General features: G+C 65.6%; 21 protein-coding genes and 1 riboswitch. Of the genes, 14 read left to right on the top strand and 7 right to left on the bottom strand.

What is annotated here, in order from left to right; translation table 11 throughout:
• Positions 1–12 precede the first annotated feature (12 nt).
• Positions 13–657 (bottom strand): mismatch-specific DNA-glycosylase, encoded by a 645-nt coding sequence (locus ACVZTU_RS07500; protein WP_181270400.1) that lies wholly within the window; start codon positions 655–657, stop codon positions 13–15.
• Between the two features lie 23 nt (positions 658–680).
• Here ACVZTU_RS07500 and ACVZTU_RS07505 point away from each other — a divergent pair, with 23 nt between their 5' ends.
• Entirely contained in the window at positions 681–1,196 is a 516-nt protein-coding gene (locus ACVZTU_RS07505; RefSeq protein WP_482401669.1) for an SRPBCC family protein, read from the top strand.
• On the opposite strand, the gene moeB is transcribed toward ACVZTU_RS07505, so the two are convergent.
• The 4 genes from moeB to thiO form a co-directional block, all read right to left on the bottom strand.
• A complete protein-coding gene (moeB, locus tag ACVZTU_RS07510) occupies positions 1,167–2,447 on the bottom strand; it encodes a molybdopterin-synthase adenylyltransferase MoeB (RefSeq protein ID WP_139466871.1) in 1,281 nt (426 codons plus the stop codon). The genes ACVZTU_RS07505 and moeB overlap by 30 nt on opposite strands.
• Positions 2,444–3,211, bottom strand: coding sequence for a thiazole synthase (locus ACVZTU_RS07515; protein WP_139466872.1), 768 nt, complete (start codon positions 3,209–3,211; stop codon positions 2,444–2,446). Before ACVZTU_RS07515 ends, moeB begins: the two co-directional genes overlap by 4 nt.
• Before the next feature lies 1 nt (position 3,212).
• On the bottom strand, positions 3,213–3,470 hold the full coding sequence (gene thiS, locus ACVZTU_RS07520) for a sulfur carrier protein ThiS (protein WP_139466873.1): 258 nt from the start codon (positions 3,468–3,470) through the stop codon (positions 3,213–3,215).
• Positions 3,467–4,624 (bottom strand): glycine oxidase ThiO, encoded by a 1,158-nt coding sequence (gene thiO, locus ACVZTU_RS07525; RefSeq protein WP_139466874.1) that lies wholly within the window; start codon positions 4,622–4,624, stop codon positions 3,467–3,469. Before thiO ends, thiS begins: the two co-directional genes overlap by 4 nt.
• Positions 4,614–4,717, bottom strand: a riboswitch (TPP riboswitch). Its footprint overlaps the gene before it by 11 nt.
• An 11-nt stretch (positions 4,718–4,728) precedes the next feature.
• Here thiO and thiE point away from each other — a divergent pair.
• Both thiE and ACVZTU_RS07535 read left to right on the top strand, forming a co-directional pair.
• Positions 4,729–5,412, top strand: a complete 684-nt coding sequence (gene thiE, locus ACVZTU_RS07530; protein ID WP_229663897.1) for a thiamine phosphate synthase — start codon at positions 4,729–4,731, stop codon at positions 5,410–5,412.
• The gene (locus ACVZTU_RS07535) at positions 5,409–6,374 is read left to right on the top strand and encodes a ketopantoate reductase family protein (protein WP_181270402.1); all 966 of its coding nucleotides are present in this window, start codon (positions 5,409–5,411) and stop codon (positions 6,372–6,374) included. The genes thiE and ACVZTU_RS07535 overlap by 4 nt, the downstream gene beginning before the upstream one ends.
• On the opposite strand, the gene ACVZTU_RS07540 is transcribed toward ACVZTU_RS07535, so the two are convergent.
• Complete coding sequence (locus tag ACVZTU_RS07540) at positions 6,328–7,551, bottom strand: DedA family protein (RefSeq protein ID WP_181270403.1); 1,224 nt, start codon at positions 7,549–7,551, stop codon at positions 6,328–6,330. The two genes, ACVZTU_RS07535 and ACVZTU_RS07540, sit on opposite strands and share 47 nt — an antisense overlap.
• Before the next feature lie 153 nt (positions 7,552–7,704).
• Here ACVZTU_RS07540 and ACVZTU_RS07545 point away from each other — a divergent pair, with 153 nt between their 5' ends.
• The 6 genes from ACVZTU_RS07545 to ACVZTU_RS07570 all read left to right on the top strand — a co-directional run bounded on the left by ACVZTU_RS07545 (position 7,705) and on the right by ACVZTU_RS07570 (position 14,829).
• Entirely contained in the window at positions 7,705–8,901 is a 1,197-nt protein-coding gene (locus ACVZTU_RS07545; RefSeq protein WP_139466878.1) for a sensor histidine kinase, read from the top strand.
• A 29-nt stretch (positions 8,902–8,930) separates the two neighbouring features.
• Positions 8,931–9,590 (top strand): response regulator transcription factor, encoded by a 660-nt coding sequence (locus tag ACVZTU_RS07550; protein WP_139467405.1) that lies wholly within the window; start codon positions 8,931–8,933, stop codon positions 9,588–9,590.
• Positions 9,587–10,840, top strand: a complete 1,254-nt coding sequence (locus tag ACVZTU_RS07555) for an alpha-hydroxy acid oxidase (protein ID WP_482401670.1) — start codon at positions 9,587–9,589, stop codon at positions 10,838–10,840. The genes ACVZTU_RS07550 and ACVZTU_RS07555 overlap by 4 nt, the downstream gene beginning before the upstream one ends.
• Positions 10,841–10,867: 27 nt before the next feature.
• Positions 10,868–12,187 carry an FAD-dependent oxidoreductase gene (locus ACVZTU_RS07560; RefSeq protein ID WP_482401671.1) on the top strand — a complete coding sequence of 440 codons (1,320 nt, stop codon included), beginning with the start codon at positions 10,868–10,870 and terminating at the stop codon, positions 12,185–12,187.
• Positions 12,188–12,293: 106 nt separating this feature from the next.
• Positions 12,294–13,772, top strand: a complete 1,479-nt coding sequence (locus ACVZTU_RS07565; RefSeq protein ID WP_482401672.1) for an amino acid permease — start codon at positions 12,294–12,296, stop codon at positions 13,770–13,772.
• Positions 13,773–13,872: 100 nt separating this feature from the next.
• Positions 13,873–14,829 (top strand): ABC transporter substrate-binding protein, encoded by a 957-nt coding sequence (locus tag ACVZTU_RS07570; protein WP_139466881.1) that lies wholly within the window; start codon positions 13,873–13,875, stop codon positions 14,827–14,829.
• A 38-nt stretch (positions 14,830–14,867) separates the two neighbouring features.
• Here the strand turns inward: ACVZTU_RS07570 and ACVZTU_RS07575 are convergent, their stop codons facing one another.
• Positions 14,868–15,326 carry an NUDIX hydrolase gene (locus ACVZTU_RS07575; protein ID WP_172169011.1) on the bottom strand — a complete coding sequence of 153 codons (459 nt, stop codon included), beginning with the start codon at positions 15,324–15,326 and terminating at the stop codon, positions 14,868–14,870.
• Between the two features lie 91 nt (positions 15,327–15,417).
• Here ACVZTU_RS07575 and ACVZTU_RS07580 point away from each other — a divergent pair, with 91 nt between their 5' ends.
• From ACVZTU_RS07580 to ACVZTU_RS07600, 5 genes are all read left to right on the top strand, one after another.
• Positions 15,418–15,906, top strand: coding sequence for an SRPBCC family protein (locus ACVZTU_RS07580; protein WP_482401673.1), 489 nt, complete (start codon positions 15,418–15,420; stop codon positions 15,904–15,906).
• A gap of 9 nt (positions 15,907–15,915) precedes the next feature.
• The gene (locus tag ACVZTU_RS07585) at positions 15,916–16,704 is read left to right on the top strand and encodes an alpha/beta fold hydrolase (protein WP_482401674.1); all 789 of its coding nucleotides are present in this window, start codon (positions 15,916–15,918) and stop codon (positions 16,702–16,704) included.
• A gap of 72 nt (positions 16,705–16,776) precedes the next feature.
• Complete coding sequence (locus ACVZTU_RS07590) at positions 16,777–17,685, top strand: sulfurtransferase (protein WP_482401675.1); 909 nt, start codon at positions 16,777–16,779, stop codon at positions 17,683–17,685.
• Positions 17,685–18,170 (top strand): SufE family protein, encoded by a 486-nt coding sequence (locus ACVZTU_RS07595; RefSeq protein ID WP_482401676.1) that lies wholly within the window; start codon positions 17,685–17,687, stop codon positions 18,168–18,170. The genes ACVZTU_RS07590 and ACVZTU_RS07595 overlap by 1 nt, the downstream gene beginning before the upstream one ends.
• Positions 18,171–18,266: 96 nt before the next feature.
• On the top strand, positions 18,267–19,334 hold the full coding sequence (locus ACVZTU_RS07600) for an iron chelate uptake ABC transporter family permease subunit (protein ID WP_139466886.1): 1,068 nt from the start codon (positions 18,267–18,269) through the stop codon (positions 19,332–19,334).
• The last annotated feature ends 62 nt before the right edge of the window (positions 19,335–19,396 follow it).

The following is a 19,396-nucleotide window of genomic DNA, read 5'->3' on the forward strand; positions in this document are numbered from 1 at the left end:
TGTCCAACGGTCCTAGCCGTCGATGCTGTCCCAGACCTCTCGCCAGATCCGCGCGAGGTCTGGGATCTGATAGTGGGCGTTGAGGCCGCTCGGCTGCGGAACCACATGCAGCGCCACATCAGCCGGCCACCCGTCGATCAGCGTCGTATCCTGCCGGCCGAGCCGAGCTTTCGGCACCTGAAAGCCGGTGCGGAACGCTGTGATCCCGGCGATCGCGACCGCCCGGGGTCGGATATCGGCAAGACGCTCGATGAGGTGAGCCGCACCTTCACGCAGCTCCTGCCGGGAGAGTTCGTCGGCGCGGACAGTGGCTCGCCCCACGAGGTTGGTCAGACCGATTCCACGACTGAGCAGCTGCAGCTCATCCGCAGGCTCGAGCCCACACGAGGCATCGACTTGGTGATCGGTGAGACCCGCCTGATGCAGAGACGGCCAGAAACGGTTGCCGGGACGTGCGAACGGCGCATTCACCGCGGCCGTCCACAGCCCCGGATTGATGCCGACGATGAGCATCTTCAGCCCGGAGGAATCGCTCGGCAGAATATCGTCGATCGCATCCGGGTCGTCCGTGGCGAAAGCCGCGAGATCGTCCTTGGTCGGTTTGCGACCGCCCAGAGGGGATAGCCGACGATTGCTGACGAAGTTGTCCTCACTCACATCTTTCACACTACCGTCGTACCATGAGCCACGATCATGTGACCCCACAGCCCGGAGAGTCCGCACCCTTCCATTTCAACGACCGCTGGACCACCGACGCCGGAATCGAATCGGTGTGGGCGGTTCTGGAACAGGTCGACGAGTGGCCTGGGTGGTGGCCGGGACTGACAGCAGCCGAAAGGGTCGGGGCCGCACAGGCTGACGTTGATGCCGCCGATCTGCCGGTGACCCCAGGCAGCCGAGCCCGCCTTCTGGTCCACGCACCGGTCGGGTGGTCTCTGCGGTTCTCCATCGAAGTCGAGGAGGTCGATGCACCCCATCACATCCGGTTCCGGGCGAGTGGTGATCTGCGCGGCGAAGGCAGATGGACTCTGACCGCCACCGAGGGGGTGACGACAATCGATTCTCTGTGGTGTGTGACGACGAGCAGAACGATCATCAGTGCGATGCGACCGCTGTCCGGACTCATGCATGGGGCAGTGATGAGTGCCGGCGAACGGGGACTGCGATCACGACTGGCCGACCGGCCCGGCTCCTGAGCGAACCGGTACCCAGGTCCTCGAATCTGCCGGTCGCTGGTCTCTCTGGTCTGCCGAGGCGCGAGCGGCGGCCTCCCACGCCTCGATGCCCCCGGCAAGCGAGCGCAGACGTACTCCGGTCGGGACCGATCGGGACAGAATCTGGGCGGCCTCGGCCGATCGGGCCCCGGACTTGCAGTGGAAGACGATATCGACCGGTGCCTCAGCCCGGCCGGAGGCACCGAGCAACGACTCAAGCGCCTGCCACCCGCCGTCTCGGAGGGCGCCGAGCGGCAGATGCATCGAGCCGGGGATGGCCGCCAGCTCACGTTCCCAGTCCTCCCGCACATCGACGACGAACACATCGTCTTCGACGGACAGGAATTCGGCGACGTCGATCTCATCCGCCGCAGGCTCTGCCACGCCGCCGCCGTCGAGGTCCACAGCACAGGCGGCAGCCACCTCGGTGAGGTCGGTGACCGGGGGACGGTCGGGATCGAGGGAGAACCGCAGGGTCGAGTACTCCCCGGTCAGCGCCTCATAGCGCAGCAGCCGACCGATGAATGGGGCACCGATGCCGCAGATGAGCTTGATCGCCTCGGTTGCCATCGCCGAGCCCACGGTTCCGCACAGCACACCGAGGACTCCGCCCTCGGCGCAGTTGGGCACCGAATCGGGTTCCGGGATATCCGGGAACAGATCGCGCAGCATCGGCCCGTGACCGGGAACGAACGTGCTCACCTGACCGGCGAAGCGGAAGATCGTGCCCCACACCAACGGGGTGCCGGTGAGTTCGGCGGCATCATTGGATAAGTACCGAGTGGCGAAGTTGTCCGCCCCGTCAACGACGACATCGTGTTCAGCGAAGAGACCGAGCACATTCTCCGGGCTCAGCCGTTCCGCGATCGTGCGCACCTCGAAGTTCGGATCGAGCCGGTGCACGGCATCGGCGGCAGATGAGACCTTCGGTCGGCCCACATCCGCATTCCGGTGGATGATCTGGCGCTGCAGGTTCGAAGCCTCCACCACGTCATCGTCGATGATCGTGATCGACCCGACTCCTGCGGCCGCGAGATAGTTGAGGACTGGAGCCCCGAGCCCGCCGGCGCCGATGACCAGCACCGAGGCGGCCCGCAGACGCCGTTGTCCCTCGAGTCCGAATCCCGGCAGGCTCAGGTGCCGGGAGTAGCGTTCCAGCTCCGTCCGGGACAGAGACTCCACGGGGTCGACGAGAGGAGGCAGCGACGGAGGAGTGGCGGCAACGGTGGTCATTGTGCTGCGAGCATTCCATCGAACGGCGATGATGCCAATGCCAACGGTCGTTTGGGAATCCTCCCGGCTCCGGCCGCCAGATGCCCGGCCTCGACGGCCAAAGCCATCGCCCGGGCCATGGCGTGAGCATCGTGGGCGCGGGTGACCGCCGAGGCCAGCAGCACCGCGGTGCACCCGAGCTCCATCGCCAGAGCGGCATCGGAGGCGGTGCCTACACCGGCGTCGAGGATGACGGGCACCTGTGCACGGGAGACGATGGTCTCGATGTTGTGAGGGTTGAGGATGCCCAGCCCACTGCCGATCGGAGCACCGGCCGGCATCACCACAGCTACACCAGCGTCCTCCAGACGCTTCGCCAGGGCCGGATCGTCGTTCGTGTAGGCGAAGACCGTGAACCCATCGAGGACGAGCTCCTCGGCTGCGGCGAAGAGCTCGATGGGATCCGGCAGCAGGGTGTCCTCATCGGCGATGACCTCGAGCTTCACCCAATTCGTCTCCAGCGCCTCTCGGGCCAGTCGGGCGGTGAGCACGGCGTCTCGGGCCGTATAGCAGCCGGCGGTGTTCGGCAGCACCCGAATACCCAGACGCTGGAGCATGGTGAACACTGAGTCGCGGGACTCGGCGTCGAAACGGCGCATCGCCACAGTGGTCAGCTCGGTTCCCGAAGCCACGAGTGCGTCTTCGAGAATGCTCAGGGAACTCGCCCCTCCCGTGCCCATCACGAGGCGAGACGACATCTCCACATCATCGATCGTCCAGGTCATCTCAACCTCCCTGCACAGCGGTGACGATGTCGACGGTGTGCCCGTCGGCCAGGGTGCAATCGGACCAGGCACCGCGACGGATGACTTCACCGTCGACGGCCAGGGCGATGCCCAGGCGGCCGCCGTCGGCTGGTGTCCCATCGGGGTTCAGCTCCCGTCCGGTGACGTCGGCGATGAGGTCGAGCGCCGAGGTGGCACCCGGCAGCTCATGGCGAGCGCCGTTGAGGACGATGGTCGGTGAGTGTTCGTGGTCGGTCATGAGATGCTCCTCATCGGGTAGGCACTGGTGTGGTCTGTGGTGAAGCGGTGTGGGGACACGGACTCGAGCGTCCCGTCAGGAGGCCAGTCGGAGGCGACGCCCAGGGCGAGCTCGGCACCGAGCCTGCCGCCGAACGGGGCCAAGAGGATGCCGTGGCGGAAATACCCGGTGCTCACGATGCAGCCGGGATCGATGCGGCCGATCATCGGCAGGTCGTCCGGAGAACCGGGCCGGGCACGGGTGGTGATATCGGTGATCTCCGCGTCGAGGATGCCCGGGACCAGTCGCTGCCCGTCGGCGAGCAGCCGGTGAATCGCCCCGGCCGGAGTGCCGGAGAGTCCGTCCTCACGCGAACTGGCACCGAGCACGATCTCGCCGTCCGGGCGAGGAACCAGGTAGACGGGGCGACCATTGACCAGCCCGCGGATGGTGCGGCTCAGCAGCGGAGTCGCCTTCGCGGAGGCGCGCAGTCGCAGAACATCACCCCAGACCTCACGCAGAGGCAGCTGCGGGGCACCGACGAACGCGGACACAGCGCTGCCGGCGCAGATGATCACCTGATCGGCCTCCAACCGGCGGCCATCGCCCAGTGCGACTCCCACAGTCGTATCGCCGTCCTTGATCAGGCTGGCCGCCCGCTGGCGAATGAAGCCTCCTGAGTGAGAGGACAGGACAGTCAGCAATGCGGCAGTGAGCCGACGGGGGTCGATCGAGTGATCGCCTGGAATGTGCACGGCCCCGGCGACGGCAGGCGACAACGACGGCTCAACCCGGCGGGCAGCACTGCCGGTGATGAGCTCGGTGGCGAAACCGGACCGCGACTGTGCATCGCGCAGCTCCCGCAGAGCCTGCAGATCAGCTCGGTCACCGGCGCACACCAATGTTCCGGCATCCGAAAAACCGAGATCGCTGCCAGCGGCGCTCGCCACCTCGGCGGAGAACTGAGGATACATCTGCGCGGAGGCTCGCATCAGCGGGTACAGGGGAGTCTGCCCCCAGACCACCTCGGCGGCGGGAGCGAGCATCCCTGCGGCAGCATGGCTCGCACCCTGAGCGGGCGCAGGATCGATGATGGTGACTTCGGTACCGAGGCGGCGCAGATACCAGGCCGTGGACAGGCCGATGATCCCGGCGCCGACGACAATGACTCTCACAGCTTCTCCCTCCGGCGGCATGATCCGCATCAGGTCTGACGGTCGGCTCTTACGCCCTCTCAGCCTCGTTGGGAGGCTCCCGCGAACTCCTCTACTCTATGACCATGACCACACAGATGCCACCGCGCACCGCAGCGCGGCAGACGAAGAGAGCCTGGAGAGAGGCACGACTGGCAGAGGCGAAGCTCTACCTGTGCACCGATGCCCGGACCGGTCAGGGCGACCTCGCCGAGTTCCTCGACGCCGCCTACCGTGGAGGTGTCGACATCATCCAACTGAGGGACAAGAGCCTCGAGGCCCGCGCCGAGATCGCGGCATTGGAGGTCCTCAAAGATATTGCCGCCCGTCACGACAAGCTCTTCTCAGTCAATGACCGTGCCGACGTTGCGCTGCTGACCGACGCCGACGTCTTCCACGTCGGTCAGGGCGACCTCACCAGTGCTCAGGCCAGGGCTGTGCTCGGACCCGATGTCATCCTCGGCCGCTCGACCCATTCCCTCGAGCAGGCGCTCGCCGCCGAGGCGGACCCGGAGACCGACTATTTCTGTGTCGGGCCGGTCTGGGAGACCCCGACGAAGCCGGGCCGCGCCTCTGTGGGGACGGCGCTGCTGACCGCCACCGCCGCCGAGGCGGCCAAACCGTGGTTCGCGATCGGCGGTATCGCGACCGGGGAGAGGCTGGACGCGATCCGGCAGGCGGGCGCGAGGCGTGCCGTCGTCGTCCGTGCGATAGCCTCGGCTGAGGATCCCGCTGCGGCCGCGCGGGAGCTCAAGGAGGAGTTGGAATGACCCAAGCAGCTGACAGAGCATCCGAGGGAATCGGTGCTGGCGCTGACCTGTCGGTTCTCATCGCCGGGGCGGGGGCGACCGGCGGAGCGTTCGGCACCTATCTGCAGGAGGCCGGACGCGATGTCACTTTCCTGCTCCGGCAGGCACGGGCGGAGACGGTCCGCGCGGAGGGACTGCGCTTCACTGCACCCGGTGATGATCGGACGAATCAGGTCGATGTCATCACCGCTGAGGAACTCACAGCCGCATCACGAACCTTCGACCTCGTCATCGTCGCGGTCAAAGCGGGTGGACTCGACTCGGTCATCGCCGATATCGGACCGGCTGTGGGCGAGCAGACGACGATCATTCCGTTCCTCAACGGCATGGCTCAGATCGAGAAGCTGCAGAGCAGATACCCCGGACAGGTGCTCGGAGGGTTCGTCAAGATCGTCGGCACCATCAGGGACGGAGCCGTCGTCCAGCTCACCGACCTGGCCGTGATGACCATCGGAGATCTCCACGGCGCCGAAGTGCCCACACGCATCTCCGAGGCGCTCGATGTGCCCGGATTCAAACTCCAGACCGTCGATGGAATCATCGACGGGCTGTGGGAGAAATGGATCTTCATCGCCGCGGCAGGAGTCGTCACCTGCCTGTTCCGCGCCCCGGTCGGAGCGATCATGGAAGCCGGCGGCAGATCGCACGTGTATGCCATCATCGATGAACTCGAAGCCGTGGCGGCTGCGGCAGGACACCCGGTGTCGGAAGCCTCCCACGCCATGACTATCAAGATGCTCACCGAGGACGGTTCCGCCTTCACCTCATCCCTCTACCGGGATGTGACGGCAGGGCTGCCGAGCGAAACGGAGCACATCCTCGGCGACCTGTCGATCAAGGCGGAGGATCTGGGAGTGGCGACTCCGCTGCTCGACCTCACACTTGTGCAGCTGCGGGCAGGGGAAGCCCAGAAGCGGCTCTGACTTCGGCAATGCCGGTGCGCAGCATCGCCAGATACGGCTCCTGCGGCTGAGCGTGTTCGACGTCTGACGAACGATGCGCGGCGGTGAACGTGACCATCGGGACACCGTCGACATCATCGAGGACGAGCAGCGTCTCGTACCCGCCCGGACCCAGAGAGTGGGAGCTGCCGGCTGCCAGATCGAAGACGAGGCGTTCCAGCGGACTGTCCGGTTCGGGCGGTCGGTGCATCTCCTGTGCCGCCACATCGGCGAACTGTTCGGCAGTGATGAGGTAGGCCTTGGCGGGGGTCGGTCCGGGGAGGAAATGATCGTAGAAGGCCATGCCGCCGCCCCACACCTTGGACTCGCCGGCGAAATAGATCGTTCCGGGCAGTTCGATCCCGGCTTCTGCGCGGGGCAGTGTTGCGTCCCTGGCACCTGGATAGGTGACCATCGCCCCGGGCGGTCGCCCGCCCTGCAGATAGCAGGCGAGCCGATCGCGAGCCATATTCGATCCGTAGCTGACGTACCACACATATGTTTGAGACATCCCTGCCATCGTGACATCTCGGTCTTGGAATTCGGTGAATCGGTGCCGAGTGTGTCCTCTGCGGCGCCGGCATAATCGGCGGATGAGTTCGGCGCTGCCGGTGATGGCCAGGGCGATGCCGATGCCCACGGCGACTCCGAGCAGCGGCCGGTCCTCGAAGATCATTCCCCCGATGAGTCCGATCACCGTCGAATAGAGCGCCCAGGCGAGACTGCCGATCCCGTCCCAGAACAGGAAAGTGCGGATCGGGAACCCGAGCAGACCGGAGCCGATGGTGGCCAGGCTGCGGCCCCCGGGAACGAATCGGCCGGCGATGAGCACGGTCCCGCCTCGGCGAGAGAAGACCGTGTGGGCGGAGTCGAGCAGGTTCGCGATGCGAGCCCACCGTCGCCATCGGCCGACCCCGGTCGCAGCGAATCGGCCGACGAGGTGAGCCGCCAGATCCCCGAGGAGAGCCCCTCCGGCAGCGGCGAGGATGAGTCCTGCCGGGTGAGGGTGCCCCGTCGCGGCGAAGGTCGCAGCGGTGATGAGCAGAGTCTCCGACGGCACAATCGGCATGAGCGAGTCCAGTGCCGCGGCCACGGCTATGAGCAGGTACACCCATGGAGATGTGAGGGTGGCAGTGAGCAGCTCGAGTGCGAGATCCATACTCATCCACGCTAGGCACAAGACGGCAGGGCCGGTACGCGGTCGGGCACACGGTCAGTGCGGTCGAACAACAACCGCCATTGCGGAAAACCGGAATCCGAGACTGCGGCCGAACCTCTGGGAGGCGGCGTCAGGCGTTGCTACGATCGACTCATGCCCTGGCCGAGCGCGCTGTCCACCCGCCTTCCTCCCGAAGTACGGATGTTCACCGCGCGGTGGGCGCGGTCCGTACTCGCCGTCGCGTGGGGCGGTCTGCTGTGTCTGCCGCTGCTCATGGCCTCCGTGCTTCCGCCCACCTCACGCATGGCCGCGAAGGTGCGGAGCTGGGAACTCGCTCGGCATTCTCGCGGGTTCGGACTCGTCCTTGCCGACGAGCCGACCAAACGTCGGTTCCTGCTCGGCAACGGCCTGGTCGCAGCACTCGCCATCATTCCCACCGCGAACCTCCTCGGCGGATTCTTCGTCGTGACTCTCGGATCGCTCTTCCAAGGATTCTTCATCGGGGGAGCGGTCAACATCGGGTTCGACATGTGGTCGATCTCGCAACCCACGCTCTTCGTCGGTGTCCTCTACGGGGCGGCGAACCTCATCGGCGCCGTCGCTCTGGCCGAGGCGGCAAGCTGGGCGCATGGTCGCATCGACGCTCATTTCGTCGAGGTGGAGCGTCCCTTCGCCGTGTACACCCGCATCAGCGAGCTGCTGACGACCCGCCGTGGAGTCGTGCTCGCCATCGACGAGGAACGACGCCGGATCGAACGGGACCTGCACGACGGCGTGCAGCAGAATGTCGTCTCCCTGTCCGTGCTCATCGCCCGAGCCAGGCGTGCCTCTGACCCGGCGAAGTCCCAAGCGCTGCTCGACGATGCGCTGGTCCAGTCCCAGGACCTCATCGACGAGATGCGGGAAGTCGCCTGGCGGGTCTATCCCACTGCGCTGGACGACCATGGTCTTCGAACCGTGCTCGAGAGGATCGCCGGTCGCAGTCCTATTCCGCTGACCCTCGTGACCGTGCCGGAAGGCAGATTTCCGCCCGCAGTGGAATCTGCCGCCTACTTCGTCGTCCGTGAAGCCGTCACGAATGTCGTCAAACACGCCGAGGCGTCCGCGATCACGGTGAGCGTCGTCGCCGAGCCCCGGACCGCGTTGACCGTGACCGTCTCCGATGACGGTGTCGGTGGAGCCGATCCGCGCGGGGGAGGGCTCCAAGGGCTCACACGGCGGGTCGGAGCGCTCGACGGGAATCTCGAGGTCGACTCCCTTGAGGGCGCAGGCACCACAGTTCGAACTCGGATCCCGTTCGGGACCGACGCACAGGACGGCAGCACGACGAAGGAGAAGAGACAGAAGTGAACACGACAGAGGTCCAGACAGAGAACCGGATGCGCGTCGTCCTCGCCGATGACGCGGTGTTGCTGCGAGAGGGCGTCCGCAGTCTGCTCGAAGACGAAGGGATCAGCGTCGTCGCGTCCGTCGGAGACGGAGGGGAGCTGCTGCGGGCGGTCGCCGAGCTGCGCCCGACCCTGGCGATCGTCGATGTGCGGATGCCTCCGACTCACACCACCGAAGGACTCGAAGCGGCGTTGGCGATCAAACGTCGCTTCCCGGATATCGGAGTCCTCGTCCTCAGCCAGTATGTGCTGCGGGAGTATGCGACGGAGCTGCTGAGCACCGAATCGGTGGGCGTCGGCTACCTCCTGAAGAACCGGGTGACCGACATCGACCGGTTCCTCGAGTCCGTACAGCGGATCGCAGAGGGAGGAACGGTCATCGACCCCGACGTCGTCCGGCAGCTGCTCACCACCTCGGAAAGGCAGAATACGTTGTCGACGCTGACTCCACGTGAGAGCGAAGTGCTCGAGGCGATGGCCGAAGGACTGTCGAACCGGGGAATCGGCGAACGGCTCTTCGTCTCGGTCAGTTCCGTCGAAAAGGCGATCAGCTCCATCTTCGATAAACTCGGCCTCCAGGCAGGGGAGACCACGAGCCGCCGTGTCGCGGCAGTGCTCGCCTACCTCAACCGAGAACGAGGAGAGAGATGAAGCGCCGACTGCCCGATCTGAGAGAACTCGCCCCCTTGCTGCAGTTCGACCTGCCCCGACTCGACCGGGTCGCAGCCAGATTGGAGTCGGCCGCAGACATCTGGGACCTCCGCCGCATCGCCAAGCGCGTGACGCCGACCGCGCCGTTCGACTATGTCGACGGTGCCGCTCTGGACGAGCGGACCTTGGCGAAGAACCGTGAGGCGCTCGGCAACGTTGAGCTCCTTCCGCGCATCCTCCACGGAGTCGATGCGCCGGATACGTCGACGACGATCGCCGGTGCCCGAACCCGGCTGCCCTTCGGCATCGCCCCGACCGGTTACACCCGCATGATGCACTCCGAAGGCGAGGTCGCCGGAGTGCGTGCGGCGACGAAGGCCGGAATCCCGTTCTCACTGTCGACGATGGGCACGACCTCGGTCGAAGACGTCGCGCAGGCGGCGCCGGATTCCACCCGGTGGTTCCAGCTCTACCTGTGGAAGGATCGGCAGCGCAGCCTCGATCTGATCCAGCGGGCCGCCGCCAGCGGTTACGAGACCCTGCTGGTCACCGTCGACACTCCGATCACCGGTCAGCGTCTGCGCGATCACCGCAACGGTCTGACGATCCCGCCCCGACTGACGCTGGGAACCATCCTCGACGCCTCCTATCGACCCGGCTGGTGGTTCAACTTCCTCACCACCGAACCGCCGAAATACGCGTCGCTGTCGAACACCTCCCAGTCCCTCGCGGAGATGACGAAGACGATGTTCGACCCGACCCTCGACCTCGATGGCCTGCGGTGGATCCGCGAACAGTGGAACGGACGCCTGTTCGTCAAGGGAATTCTCACCGCCGAGGATGCCCGCCGCGCTCAGTCGATCGGAGCCGATGGACTCGTCGTCTCCAATCACGGCGGCCGGCAGCTTGATCGGGCTCCGGACTCGCTGACCTCACTGGCCGAAGTCCGTGCGGAGGTCGGACCGGAGATGGAGCTGATCTTCGATTCCGGGATCATGTCCGGCACCGATGTCGTCGCCGCGCTGTGCGCCGGAGCCGACTTCGTGCTCATCGGCCGGGCGTACCTGTACGGGCTCATGGCCGGAGGCCAGCGAGGCGTCGAGCGGGCAATCGAGCTCATCGGACAGGAAATCCTCACCGCCATGGGACTCATGGGTGCCCGGAGCATCTCTGATTTGGGTCCCGAGCTCGTCCGCGGGCTGCCTCAGGCACCGGCCGCTGACGGGGAGTTGCGGACCGACGCTGTGTGAGCCTCGGCCCGACGAAGGAGACCACGCATGATCATCGCGGCAACGGTCAACGAGCAGCTGAAGCACGTGGACTCGGACGAGCTGCGCATTCTCATCGTCGGAGCCGGAATCGCCGGGATCACCCTGGCGCAGCTGCTCCGGGGTCGCGGGATGCACCCGACCCTCATCGATCGGTCGGCCGATTCCGGTCGGATGATCGGTGACAATCGTGCCGGATATATGCTCGCCCTCATGCCCATGGTCGATCCCATCATCGAAGAACTCGAGTGCCGGGAAGCCTACCTCGAAGCCAGCGTCGGCATCGATCGCTATATCGCCCATGCACACACCGGGAAAGTCCTCCGACAGGACCACCTCGGTGATCTTCTGGCCGACTTCGGCGACTATCGCGGGATCTCCCGCTCAGCGCTGCTCGACGTGCTCACCGGCAGCGACTGCCCGATCGCCTTCGGCACCACAGTGACCGGTCTGTCCGACGACGGCGGCACCGTAACACTGGCCCAGGCGAGCGTCGGCCGACAGCGCTTTGGAGAGCAGGAACAGAGCCGTGGCCAGGAAGAAGTGCTCGAATTCGATGCCGTCGTCATCGCAGACGGAATGAATTCCCGAACCCGCAGGCTCGTGACAGGTGGGCCTGCCGCGACCGCCATGTCCGGCTCCGGCAAGACTTCCGCTGACGGTTCTGATAAGCCCTCGTCAGAGTCCGCTGTGGACACGACATGGGGCGGATGGGTCTGCTGGGCAGAGGCGGATGACGATCAGGACGCCGTCGATGAGATATGGGGCGATGGATTCTTCCTCGGCATTTATCCGGTCAAGGGCGCCCTCGGAGTCTTTCTCGGCTGTCCCGACGCCCGGCAGCCGCTCGGCTCCCGGCGGTTCGCCGCCGAGGTCCGCAGTCGACTCACGGTGATGACTCCGCGGATCGACGCCTGCCTCACCGCGGTCGAAAAGGCCGAAGCACCGTTCTTCTGGCCGCTGCGGGATTCGCGAGCGCAGCGCTGGAGCCGTGGTCGCACCGTTCTGCTCGGCGATGCCGCCGCCGGGTTCCTTCCCACCGCCGGAATCGGGGCCGGAATGGCGATGGAATCGGCCGGAGTGCTCGCCGACGAACTCTCCTCCCTGACGACCGGGCCAGGTGCATTCGCAGCGCTCGAACGCTTCGAGGCCCGCCAGCGGTCGCGAGTCGAGGCCGCTCATGACAACTCGCGGTCCCTGGCCCGACTGATGTTCGACCGGTCCCGGCTCTTCGCGTTCGCCCGCGACCAGGCGTTCCGCTTCATCAGCATCCGCACCGCGCTCAAGCCGATACTGCATCTGCTCGAATCCCCGCCGAAGAGGGTGTGACCCTCCTCCCACCTTGCATCTTCGTCGGCCGTGGATGCCTCCGTTTGTGGTAGGAATGGCCAGGGTCCTCGTGCGCGGACCTGCCGAACCACGAACGAGGATGACCATGGGAATGCCAGCCGTTTCGGCGAACGAAGAACGCCGACTCCGACGGGGACTGAAGTCCCGCCACCTGCAGATGATCGCCATCGGCGGTGCCATCGGCACCGGGCTCTTCCTCGGCTCCGGCGGCACGATCTCACAAGCCGGCCCCGGCGGCGCCCTGCTGGCCTATGCCGCGATCGGCATCATGGTCCTCTTCGTCATGCAGTCCCTCGGCGAGATGTCGACCCACCTGCCCGTGGCCGGATCGTTCCACACCTACGGGACCAAATACGTCAGCCCCTCTTTCGGCTTCGCCATGGGCTGGAACTACTGGTTCAACTGGGCGATCACCCTGGCTGCCGAACTCGTCGCCGCCGGCGTCATCATGTCCTTCTGGTTCCCCGACGTGCCCTCGTGGATCTGGGCGGCGGTCTTCCTCATCCTGCTGGCCGGGCTCAACTTCCTGTCCGCGAAGGCCTTCGGCGAAGGTGAATTCTGGTTCGCCGCCATCAAGGTCACGGCCGTACTGGCGTTCCTCGTCCTCGGTGTGCTCATGATCGCCGGCATCCTCGGCGGAACCGCGCCCGGGGTGAGCAACTGGACGACGGGAGAAGCTCCGTTCGTCGGTGGATGGATGTCCGTCATCAGCGTCTTCATGATCGCCGGATTCTCGTTCCAGGGCACCGAGCTCGTCGGCGTCACCGCGGGGGAATCGGAGAACCCGCGCAAGGACATGCCGCGCGCCATCCGCACCGTGTTCTGGCGCATCATGCTCTTCTACATCGGCGCCATCGCCGTCATCGGCTTCATCCTGCCCTATACCGACCCCTCGCTGCTGGCCTCGGCGAACAATGAGGACATCACGGCCTCACCGTTCACTCTCGTCTTCGAACGCGCCGGAATCGCCGTGGCCGCCGGCATGATGAACGCCGTCATCCTCACCGCCATCCTCTCCGCCGGCAACTCCGGCCTCTACGCCTCCACCCGCATGCTCTATGCCATGGCCAAAGAGGGAACCGCGCCGAGGCTGTTCGCCCGACTCAACGAACGCGGAGTCCCCGTCATGGCGCTGCTGGCCACCGCCATGATCGGACTGTTCGGATTCCTCACCGAGATCATGGGCGACGGTGGAGCCTATACCTGGCTGATGAACGTCTCCGGGCTCTCCGGCTTCATCGTCTGGGTCGGCATCGCCTGGTGCCACTTCCGGTTCCGCCGCGCCTATGTGCGGCAGGGGCATGCTGTTGCGGACCTGCCTTATCGGGCGCCGCTGTTCCCGATCGGCCCGGTCATCGCGCTCATCATGCTCATCGTCGTCATCATCGGGCAGAACGTGCAGGCGATCGTCAACGGGCAGCTGCTCCAGGTCGCCAGCGCCTATGCAGGGCTTCCTGCGTTCCTGCTTCTGTGGGTCATCCACCGCATCGTCACGGGCCGCCGCTCACGCATGGTCGCCCTCAATGACATGGACGTCGAAGGGCTCGAGATCAAGGCTCCCTGATCCCTTGGTCGATTCCTCGCCGAGGCGGCCGTGCGGTCGGATTCGAACCGCCGGAGAAATGGGTTAAGCTAGGCTCGCCTAACTACTCAAGAAGGATTCCATGCGCCGTATTCTCGCCCCAGTGATTGCCTCCGTTCTCGTCCTCGCCGGCTGCGGCGGAGGAGCAGATTCAGCCGACGAGGCCTCGGGGCCCACCGTCGACACGAAGTTCGGCGCCGTCGAGGTGCCCGCCGACCCGCAGAAGGTCGTGGCGCTGGGATGGGGCGATGCCGAGACCGCTCTGGCGCTCGGAGTCCAGCCCGTCGGCGCCTCTGACTGGGTCGAGTTCGGCGGCAAGGGCGTCGGGCCGTGGGCCGAAGATCTCTACGACGAAGCTCCGGAGATCATCGCGACGATGGAACCCGACTACGAGGCCATTGCCGCACTTGAGCCCGACGTCATCCTCGATACGAACAGCTCCGGAGAGAAGGAGCGCTACGACCGCCTCTCTGAGATCGCTCCCACGGTCGGAGTGCCGGAAGGCGGCGACAACTACCTGACGACGATGGACCAGCAGGTCGACCTCGTCTCCCAGGCGCTCGGCAAGGAAGACGACGGGAAGAAGCTGCTCGACGACCTCGACGAGACCTACGCCGATGCGCGCGAAGCCCATCCGGAGTTCAAGGACAAGTCCGTGACCGTGGCAGCGAAGACCTCCGAGGGATGGGGTGCCTACGTCGAGGAATCAGGTCGCGTGCAGGTCATGGAGCAGCTCGGCTTCAAGCAGTCCGAGACGATCGCCGGAATGAAGGCGGACGGCTTCTCCGTGCCGATCTCCGAGGAGAACCTCGATCAGCTCGACGCGGACCTGCTCCTGACGTTCCCGATCTACATCGAGGACAAGGATGTCACCGAGGATGCTGCCTACAAGCGCATTCCTGCCGTCAAGGACGGGCACGACCTCGTTCTGACCAACGACAATGACGACATCCGCAAGGCTTTCTCACTCAACTCGATCCTCTCGGCCAAGTACACCGCAGAGGAGCTTCCGGGACTCATCGCCGACAAGGTGAAGTAACCGACTGACGAGCGCTGCTGCGCGCCCATGCGCAGAACTCACACAGCGGCACGCCACGCATCCAGGCCGAGGTCGATGATGCGGGCGTGCCGCACATCTTGAAGCGAATCGATCGGCAGCCATTCCGCCCGATCCGTCGTCCCATCGACCTCGAGTGTGCCCAAGGTGCCGCCGGTGATCCGCGCCTCGTAGACGACGCGTACGCCTTTGAAAGGACGATCCGTCGAATCGCTGAAGATCGGATTGCGACGTGCTTCCGTGAAGGAATGAGTGGTCAGCGGGCGGACGACCTCAGCGTCGAACCCGGTCTCCTCTTTGATCTCACGGACCGTGCCGGCTTCGATGCTCTCGTCGAACTCGATTCCGCCTCCGGGCAGCGTCCAGATCGCGTGCAGGCGGTCCTTTCCGCCGTTGAACCAGCTGAGGAGGATTTCGTCGTCGTCATTGACGATGACCGCATAACCGGCAAGTCGGGTGTCATATTCGGAGAAGTGCATGACCTCACCCTACCCGCGTGTGGCGGTCGCCGAGGTCGGCAGAACTCACGGAAGCCTTGTTCGGCCGGCGTCGGATACTTAGTGTGAAGATATGAGCGAACAGCCGCAGACGCCGAAGGACAGGCTCGTCCGTACCCGCACGATCCCCGCCTCCGTCGATCAGATCTTCACACTGCTGTCCGACCCGCGACGCCACCATGAGACCGAACCCGGTGACTGGGTCCGCGGCGCCATCGACGGCGCCCCCATCACGGAGGTCGGACAGGTGTTCTCCATGGACATGTACCTCGATGTCGTGGGCGGGGCCTACCGCATCGACAACACCGTCACCGCCTTCGACCCTCCGCACGCCATCGCCTGGGACCCCGGCCAGGCTGACGATTCCGGACGAATCGTTCCGGGAGGGTGGAGATGGCGCTACGACCTCGCTGCGACCGACGCCGGCACCGAGGTGGCTCTGACCTATGACTGGTCCGCTGTGACCGAATCCACCAGGGAGGAGTTCGGCGGCTTCCCTCCGTTCCCTGCCGAATTCCTCGAGGCCTCACTGGAGAGCCTCGAACGTGCCGTCACGGGCTAGGCTGGGATCGTGACCACCATCAACAGCACTCGAATCGGCGAGTCCGGGCGCCTGGTCGTCTTCCTCCACGGCCTGTTCGGCCGAGGCAAGAACTTCACCCGCATCGCCAAGGACATCGAGCCCGAATTCTCCAGCCTGCTGGTCGACCTGCCCAACCACGGCGAGTCCGAATGGACCGAGACCTTCGACTACGTCGACCTCGCCGATGCCGTGGCGGCCCATATCGCCGAGGCGGTCGATCCCGGCGATCAGCCAGTGCACCTGGTCGGACATTCCCTGGGTGGAAAGGTCGCCATGGTGCTCGCACTGCGCCACCCCGAACTCATCGACCGCCTCGTCGTCGTCGACATCGGACCCAACGCCGGCGGGTCCACCGGAGTCTTCGACCATCTGCTCTCCAGTCTCGCCGCCCTCGACCTCGACCGGATTGAATCGCGTACCGACGCGGATGAGGCGCTTCGGGACCCGATCCCCGAGGCTGCGATCAGGGGATTCCTGCTGCAGAACCTGCGCCCCACCTCGGCGGGGTATTCCTGGCAGCCCAACCTCGCGTTGCTGCATTCGAGCCTCGACATCATCGGAGGCTTCCCGGACATGGGCGGTGCCGTCTTCGACCATCGGGTCCTCTGGGTCGCCGGTGAGAAATCGGACTATGTCGACCGTGACGACCTGCCGCAGATGCGCAGTCTGTTCCCCCGCACCACCCTTCTCACGGTCAAAGGCTCGGGGCATTGGGTGCATTCGGAGAAACCGCGTGAGTTCGTCTCAGCGCTGTCGGCATTCCTCAGCCGCCCCTGAAAGGGAATATGCTGAACGCGCTCGACGTTGCCACAGCGAGCACAATTGGACTCAAACCCTCAGGAGGAATGCGTGAGCACTTCGATCCCGGCCGATCCCGCAGAGAAGTTCGCCGAATACGCGGACGGAACCCGACTGGTCAGCACCGATTGGGTGGCTGAGCATGCAGGCGATCCCGGACTCGTCATCGTCGAAAGCGACGAAGACGTGCTGCTCTACGAAACGGGGCATATTCCCGGAGCGGTCAAGGTCGATTGGCACACCGAACTCAACGACCCGGTGGCCCGTGACTACGTCGACGGCGAAGGATTCGCCGCACTCATGTCCGCCAAGGGCATCTCCCGCGATGACACCATCGTCGTCTACGGCGACAAGTCCAACTGGTGGGCTGCCTACGCGTTGTGGGTCTTCACTCTCTTCGGCCACGAAGACGTCCGCCTCATGGACGGTGGTCGCGCAAAATGGCAGGCCGAGGGTCGTGAGATGACAACGGACAGGCCGCAGCCTGTACCGACCGAATACCCCGTCGTCGAACGCGACGATTCGGTCATCCGCGCCTTCCTGCCCGAGGTCCGCGACAGCCTCGGCGACCTGCCGCTCATCGATGTGCGCAGCCCGGAGGAATACACCGGCGAACGCACCCACATGCCCGCCTACCCGGAGGAAGGCGCACTGCGCGGCGGCCATATCCCCGGCGCGAAGTCGATGCCCTGGGGCAAGGCGGCCAACGAAGACGGCACCTTCAAGTCCGCTGCCGAACTCAAGGAGCTCTACACCGAGCAGGCAGGGCTGGGCACCAGCGATGAGGTCATCGCCTACTGCCGGATCGGCGAACGCTCCAGCCACACCTGGTTCGTCCTCAAGCACCTCCTCGGATACGAGAACGTGCGCAACTACGACGGTTCCTGGACCGAATGGGGCAATGTCGTCGGCGTGCCGATCGTCACCGGAGCGGAGCCGGGAGAGGTGCCCGGACGCTGATGAGCGAGACGACGACGCCTAAGACCGACGATCTGCCGGAGGCGCTGGCGGAGATCGTCACGGACTTCGCCGAAACCCCGTCCGACGACCGTCTCCAGGTGCTGCTGGAGTTCGCGACGGACCTTCCCGACCTGCCGGAGAAGTACACGGACCACCCGGAGCTGCTCGAGCCGGTACCCGAATGCCAGTCGCCGATCTTCCTCGTCACCGAGGTGGCCGACCCCGAGGCGGGGGCGCGGGCGGAAGTGCGCCTGCACTTCTCCGCGCCCCCGGAGGCGCCGACCACGCGGGGCTTCGCCGGGATCCTGCACGAAGGGCTCGACGGAGCCACCGCCGAGGCGATCCTGTCGGTTCCAGCCGACCTGCCCCTGCGGCTGTCGATGTCGGAGATCGTCAGCCCGCTGAGGCTGCGCGGAATGAGCGGAATGCTCTCGCGGATCCAGCGGCAGGTGTCCGAGAGGATCGGCAAGATCACAGCCGAGTGAGACCTCTCTCGCTTGGCTGAGGTGGTCCGGTGAGTTACAGTGTGGTTAGCCTGCCCTTAGTCACCTGACCGCCACCTCACTCAAAGGACCACCTCGATGACCGGTTCCGCCACCTCTGCCGAGGCGAAACCGCATACCGACACCAGTCATCCGACCGGTGGGAGCCTGCGGATCAGAAGAGTACTGGGACTGGTCGCAGCGATCATTGCGCTCATCGTCGTGATCGCAGCCTCCTTGGCGATCGGCGCCAGGGACATGCCGATCTCGGAGGTCCTCCGAGCCTTCTTCGCGCCCACCGGCAGCGACGATCAGCTCGTCGTCCTCGAACTGCGCCTGCCGCGGACCGTGCTCGGCATCCTCGTCGGCATGGGATTGGGCCTGGCCGGCGGTCTCATCCAAGCCCTGACGCGCAACCCCCTGGCCGATCCGGGCATCCTCGGCGTCAACGCGGGTGCGTCCCTTGCGATCACGATCGGCGTCGCATTCTTCGGGATCTCCTCGATCACCGGTTACATCTGGTTCGCGTTCGCCGGCGCCCTCGTCGCCACTGTCGGCGTCTATGTCATCGGGTCCGCGGGCCGCAGCCGCACGGTCGATCCGATCCGCCTGACTCTGGCCGGAGTCGCCGTCGCCGCTGTGCTCACCGGACTGACCAAAGCCATCCTGCTGACCAACGAACGCGCCTTCGACGCCTTCCGATCTTGGGACGTCGGCGCGATCGCCGGCCGCGATTTCGATACGATCACCGCGATCCTGCCGTTCATGGTCATCGGCACCGTGCTCGCACTGGCACTGTCCCACTCACTCAACGCCGTGGCCCTCGGCGACGATCTGGCCGCCAGCCTCGGCACCTCGGTCAACCGCACCCGAGTGCTCTCCATCCTCGCGGTGACCCTCCTTGCCGGAGCGGCTACGGCCGCTGCCGGACCGATCGGATTCATCGGCCTGATGATTCCGCACATCGCCCGTTGGATCGTCGGTCCCGACCAGCGCTGGATCCTCGGCTACTCACTCGTCCTCTCTCCCATTCTGCTCCTGGCCTCGGACGTCATCGGCAGAGTCGTGATGAAACCCGGCGAACTCCAAGTCGGAGTCGTCACCGCGTTCGTCGGTGCTCCGGTGCTCATCGCCCTTGTCCGTCGAAAGAAGGCGAGCGGCCTGTGAAGACCACCAACCTCGCGGTCACCGACCGCAGCCTCACCGCGCACCCGCATGCACTGCCGGGG

It is taken from the genome of Brevibacterium sp. OS20 (genome assembly GCF_056837565.1).